This window comes from Klebsiella sp. 4_1_44FAA (genome assembly GCF_000238715.1).
GTDB classification, from domain to species: domain Bacteria; phylum Pseudomonadota; class Gammaproteobacteria; order Enterobacterales; family Enterobacteriaceae; genus Klebsiella; species Klebsiella pneumoniae.
In genome coordinates this window covers 35393-40635 of sequence record NZ_JH414814.1, presented here as the reverse complement: position 1 = coordinate 40635, position 5243 = coordinate 35393, and the positions used below count along the sequence as shown (strand labels likewise).

The following is a 5243-nucleotide window of genomic DNA, read 5'->3' as shown; positions in this document are numbered from 1 at the left end:
ACGCCGAAGATGTTTTGGCGGATTGAGAGAATTTTCAGCTTAGATTCAGAGTTGAGTACGCAATAATTTGCGCAGCAGCAAGGCGACAAGCGACGGAAAGGAAGGAGCATACTGAAGTATGTGACTGACTTTACGAGCGCAGGCAACGCAGCTGATGCGATAAAGAATTGCGTACTGAGCCAAAGAATTTGCCTGGCGGCACTAGCGCGGTGGTCCCACCTGACCCCATGCCGAACTCAGAAGTGAAACGCCGTAGCGCCGATGGTAGTTGGGGTTCCCCATGTGAGAGTAGGGAACTGCCAGGCATCAAATAAAGCAGAAAGCCCGGTCGAAAGACCGGGCTTTTTGTTTTATCTGTTGTTTGTCGGTGAGCGCTCTCCAGAGTAGGACAAATCCGCCGGGAGCGGATTTGAACGTTGCGCAGCAACGGCCCGGAGGGTGGCGGGCAGGACGCCCGCCATAAACTGCCAGGCATCAAGCAAGTGAAGAGCCCATCCTGCCGGATGGGCTTTTTGCGTTTCTGTCGTCCGGCCAGCGTGCCGGTATGCCTCCCCGGTGGCGCTGCGCTTACCGGGGCTACGGGCCTGTCGCGTTCTGTCGCCCGCACCGGTACACCACATCATCACCGGTAACGCCCCGCAATATCATTGCCCCTGTAATCAGACAAGCCTTCCCCCGCCAGATACGATAAACTAACGCCGATTTTGCATCAGGAAGCCACTATGAACCCCTCCCTCAAACCCTGGAATACCTTTGGCATTGAACGCTTCGCCAAGACGATAGTACGCGCCGAAACTGAGCAACAGTTGCTAAGCGCCTGGCAAACCGCTGCCGCGGCAGGCGAACCCACGCTGATCCTTGGGGAAGGCAGTAATGTCCTGTTTCTGAACGACTATGCCGGTACGGTGATCCTCAACCGGATTATGGGGATCGAGGTGAGCGAAACGCCGGAAGCCTGGCGCTTGCACGTCGGCGCCGGCGAAAACTGGCATCAGTTGGTGCAGTTCACGCTACAGCATGCGATGCCAGGTCTGGAAAATCTGGCGTTAATCCCTGGCTGCGCAGGATCTTCGCCGATCCAGAATATTGGCGCCTACGGCGTTGAGCTACAGCGGGTTTGCGAATATGTTGACTGCATTGAGCTGGAAACCGGGCGTAAGCAACGTCTTTCAGCCGCGGAATGCCGTTTTGGCTATCGCGACAGTATCTTCAAACATGAATATCAGGACCGCTATGCCATCGTCGCGATTGGCTTATCGTTAGCGAAAACATGGCAGCCTGTACTGAGTTACGGTGATTTAACGCGTCTCGATCCGCAGACCGTCACGCCGCAGCAGGTATTTGATGCGGTCTGTCATATGCGAATGACTAAATTGCCGGATCCAAAGATTAACGGTAATGCCGGCAGCTTTTTTAAGAACCCGATCGTCAGCGCTCAGGTTGCGAAAGCGCTGCTGGCGCAGTTCCCTCATGCACCGCACTATCCGCAGGCAAATGGCAGCGTCAAGCTGGCCGCTGGCTGGCTAATCGATCAATGTGAGCTCAAAGGACAACGCATCGGCGGCGCGGCCGTCCATCGACAGCAGGCGCTGGTACTGATTAATGAAGATCGAGCGACCAGCGAGGATGTGGTAAAACTTGCTCATTATGTTCGCCAGCGGGTGGGTGCGAAATTCGATGTATGGCTTCAGCCCGAGGTGCGCTTCATTGGCACGCATGGTGAAGTCAACGCAGAGGAGAGCATTGCGTGAAAGACCATACTATCCCTTTAACGCTAATTTCTATCCTTGCTGATGGCGAGTTTCACTCTGGCGAACAGCTTGGTGAGCAGTTAGGCATGAGCCGGGCGGCGATTAATAAGCACATCCAGACCTTACGTGACTGGGGCGTCGATGTGTTTACTGTGCCGGGCAAGGGTTACAGCCTGCCGGAGCCTATTCATCTATTAGATGAGAAAAAGATTTCTCAAGAGATAGACCATGGTCGAGTGACGGTCCTTCCCGTCATCGACTCTACTAACCAGTATTTGCTGGACAGGCTTGATGAGCTGACGTCCGGAGATGCCTGTGTGGCTGAATATCAGCAAGCAGGGCGAGGCCGGCGAGGCAGAAAATGGTTTTCGCCCTTTGGCGCGAATCTCTATCTCTCGATGTACTGGCGTCTGGAGCAGGGCCCGGCAGCGGCTATTGGCCTAAGCCTGGTGATCGGTATTGTGATCGCTGAAGTTCTGCAGCAGTTCGGGGCCGAACAGGTTCGCGTGAAATGGCCAAACGATATTTACCTGCAGGATCGTAAGCTGTCAGGGATCCTCGTGGAACTGACGGGGAAAACGGGCGATGCCGCACAAATCGTCAGCGGCGCGGGTATCAACCTTGTGATGCGTCGCGTGGAGTCTGATGTCGTCAATCAGGGATGGATCAGCCTTCAGGAAGCGGGGGTGGTCATCGACCGTAACCTCCTCGCCGCGCGCCTGATTAAAGAGCTGCGCCTGGGACTGGAGCTGTTCGAGCAGGAAGGATTGGCTCCCTATCTACCGCGCTGGGAAAAACTGGATAACTTTATTCATCGCCCGGTGAAACTGATTATCGGTGATAAAGAAATTTACGGCATTTCGCGTGGCATTGACGCCCAGGGCGCACTATTGCTGGAGCAGGATGGTGTAATAAAAGCCTGGGTGGGTGGTGAAATATCATTGCGCAGTGCAGAATAAAAAAGGGAGCTTCGGCTCCCTTTTTTATTTACGTAAGCGTACCTGATTCACTGAGTGATTGGCGCTCTTAGTCATGATCAGGCTGGCGCGCTCGCGAGTTGGAAGGATATTTTCTTTAAGATTCATTAGGTTGATTTCATTCCATAGCGAAGTGGCAATATCTACCGCTTCTTCCTTCGAGAGCTTAGCGTAATTATGGAAATAGGAATCCGGATCGGTAAACGCCCCTTCCCGGAATTTAAGAAAGCGGTTGATATACCAGCTTTTCAATAATTCTTCCGGGGCATCGACATAAATAGAAAAGTCGACAAAATCGGAAACGAATACATGATGGGGATCGTGCGGATAATCCATTCCACTTTGCAGAACATTCAGCCCTTCAAGAATTAAAATATCCGGTTGCGCGACGGTTTTGTCACCATTGGGAATAACATCATAAATCAGATGGGAATAAACCGGCGCGGTTGCCTGCGGTACCCCTGATTTGAGATCGGAGACAAACTTCACCAGGCGATGCATATCATAGGACTGCGGAAAGCCTTTTTTCTTCATTAACCCACGTTCTTTTAAAACCGAGTTAGGGTGCAAAAAACCGTCAGTGGTAATGAGTTCGACATGGCGATGCTCCGGCCAACGACTAAGCAAAGCTTGCAGAACGCGGGCGGTGGTGCTTTTTCCTACCGCAACGCTGCCAGCGATACTGATAATATAGGGAATTCGCTGACCATTGGTGCCAAGAAATTGTTCGAGAACAGCCTGGCGACGCAGGTTAGAACTGATATAGAAGTTGAGCAAACGCGACAGCGGCAAATAGATCTCGGCAACCTCTTCCAGAGAGAGATCTTCGTTGATGCCTTTTAACCGCGTGATTTCTTCCTCGGTTAACGTCATCGGGACAGAATCACGAAGTGCAGCCCATTGGTGGCGGTTAAATTGTAGGTACGGTGTCATTAACGTCTGCTCTTTTTGGCTCATAAGCATGTTCTTACTATCACCGAATACCTTGAAACGGTGATGCTTCACACGAGTTAATCAGGACAATGGGCAGGAGGGTAACACCAGATTGCCGGGAATAATAAGAAAAAAACTCATTGAATGCTGCTTTCTCGCGCCAGCATCACAAGAGAAGAATAAGTTTCTTATTCTTTGCAAAGCATGGCCTTTGCTAACAGGCTAGGCTAGCGGCCTGAATCCTTTCCGTCAGCGGTCAGCATGCGATAGAGGTAACCGGAGATGATCGGACAGCGCCTGAAGCGCCGAATTATTGGCGAATATTTGCACTCCGCTGCTTGAAATTACACCGTTTTTTCGCGTAAGAGCACAAAATGTGAGCAAGAGAACGTTTTATGCAAATTTTTAGTTGCATGAACTCGCTCCTCTCCCTAGAATGCGCGCTACTTGATGCCGACTTAGCTCAGTAGGTAGAGCAACTGACTTGTAATCAGTAGGTCACCAGTTCGATTCCGGTAGTCGGCACCATAACAATTTGGGTGGGGTTCCCGAGCGGCCAAAGGGAGCAGACTGTAAATCTGCCGTCATCGACTTCGAAGGTTCGAATCCTTCCCCCACCACCACTTTCTGGCGACGCTTTGCGGAGCCGGAGTTGGTTGGGTAAACTAATCAGCTCAATACTAAAGAGAGCAGTCTCTTTAGTATTACAGAAAGAACTGGGTAGCCGAGTTTCAGGATGCGGGCATCGTATAATGGCTATTACCTCAGCCTTCCAAGCTGATGATGCGGGTTCGATTCCCGCTGCCCGCTCCAGACGTGCTGATATGGCTCAGTTGGTAGAGCGCACCCTTGGTAAGGGTGAGGTCCCCAGTTCGACTCTGGGTATCAGCACCACTTCTTTTCTCTCCTTCCCTGTTTCTCTTCTGTTATGTTCATTCAACAAGTCGGGCATGTTGCCTGGTTGATGTGGTGATATCACCGATTTATCCGTGTCTTAGAGGGACAATCGATGTCTAAAGAAAAGTTTGAACGTACAAAACCGCACGTTAACGTCGGTACTATCGGCCACGTTGACCATGGTAAAACAACGCTGACCGCTGCCATCACTACCGTTCTGGCTAAAACCTACGGTGGTTCCGCTCGCGCATTCGACCAGATCGATAACGCGCCGGAAGAAAAAGCTCGTGGTATCACCATCAACACCTCTCACGTTGAATATGACACCCCGACTCGCCACTACGCGCACGTAGACTGCCCGGGCCACGCCGACTATGTTAAAAACATGATCACCGGTGCTGCGCAGATGGACGGCGCGATCCTGGTTGTTGCTGCGACTGACGGCCCGATGCCGCAGACTCGTGAGCACATCCTGCTGGGTCGTCAGGTAGGCGTTCCGTACATCATCGTGTTCCTGAACAAATGCGACATGGTTGATGACGAAGAGCTGCTGGAACTGGTTGAGATGGAAGTTCGTGAACTGCTGTCTCAGTACGATTTCCCGGGCGACGACACTCCGATCGTTCGTGGTTCTGCTCTGAAAGCGCTGGAAGGCGACGCAGAGTGGGAAGCGAAAATCATCGAA

The 5243-nt window shown here is 52.0% G+C and carries 4 protein-coding genes, 4 tRNA genes and 1 rRNA gene; 8 read left to right on the top strand and 1 reads right to left on the bottom strand.

The window, feature by feature from the left end:
• Nucleotides 1–191 precede the first annotated feature (191 nt).
• From rrf to birA, 3 genes are all read left to right on the top strand, one after another.
• Nucleotides 192–305: ribosomal RNA gene (rrf, locus tag HMPREF1024_RS00830) — 5S ribosomal RNA — on the top strand.
• 417 nt (nt 306–722) lie between these two features.
• Nucleotides 723–1751: a UDP-N-acetylmuramate dehydrogenase gene (murB, locus tag HMPREF1024_RS00835; RefSeq protein ID WP_009309951.1), complete on the top strand. Its 1029-nt coding sequence runs from the start codon at nt 723–725 to the stop codon at nt 1749–1751.
• Nucleotides 1748–2710, top strand: a complete 963-nt coding sequence (gene birA, locus HMPREF1024_RS00840; RefSeq protein WP_009309950.1) for a bifunctional biotin--[acetyl-CoA-carboxylase] ligase/biotin operon repressor BirA — start codon at nt 1748–1750, stop codon at nt 2708–2710. Before murB ends, birA begins: the two co-directional genes overlap by 4 nt.
• Before the next feature lie 24 nt (nt 2711–2734).
• On the opposite strand, the gene coaA is transcribed toward birA, so the two are convergent.
• The gene (gene coaA / locus HMPREF1024_RS00845) at nt 2735–3685 is read right to left on the bottom strand and encodes a type I pantothenate kinase (RefSeq protein WP_002883524.1); all 951 of its coding nucleotides are present in this window, start codon (nt 3683–3685) and stop codon (nt 2735–2737) included.
• 428 nt (nt 3686–4113) lie between these two features.
• Here coaA and HMPREF1024_RS00850 point away from each other — a divergent pair.
• The 5 genes from HMPREF1024_RS00850 to HMPREF1024_RS00870 all read left to right on the top strand — a co-directional run.
• Nucleotides 4114–4189 (top strand) — tRNA-Thr (locus HMPREF1024_RS00850).
• A 10-nt stretch (nt 4190–4199) separates the two neighbouring features.
• A tRNA-Tyr gene (locus tag HMPREF1024_RS00855) sits at nt 4200–4284 on the top strand.
• A 115-nt stretch (nt 4285–4399) separates the two neighbouring features.
• Nucleotides 4400–4474 (top strand) — tRNA-Gly (locus HMPREF1024_RS00860).
• Between the two features lie 5 nt (nt 4475–4479).
• Nucleotides 4480–4555: transfer RNA gene (locus HMPREF1024_RS00865), tRNA-Thr, on the top strand.
• Nucleotides 4556–4670: 115 nt separating this feature from the next.
• Nucleotides 4671–5243 (top strand): GTP-binding protein (locus tag HMPREF1024_RS00870; protein WP_009309949.1); only part of this gene is annotated, 573 nt, incomplete at its 3' end.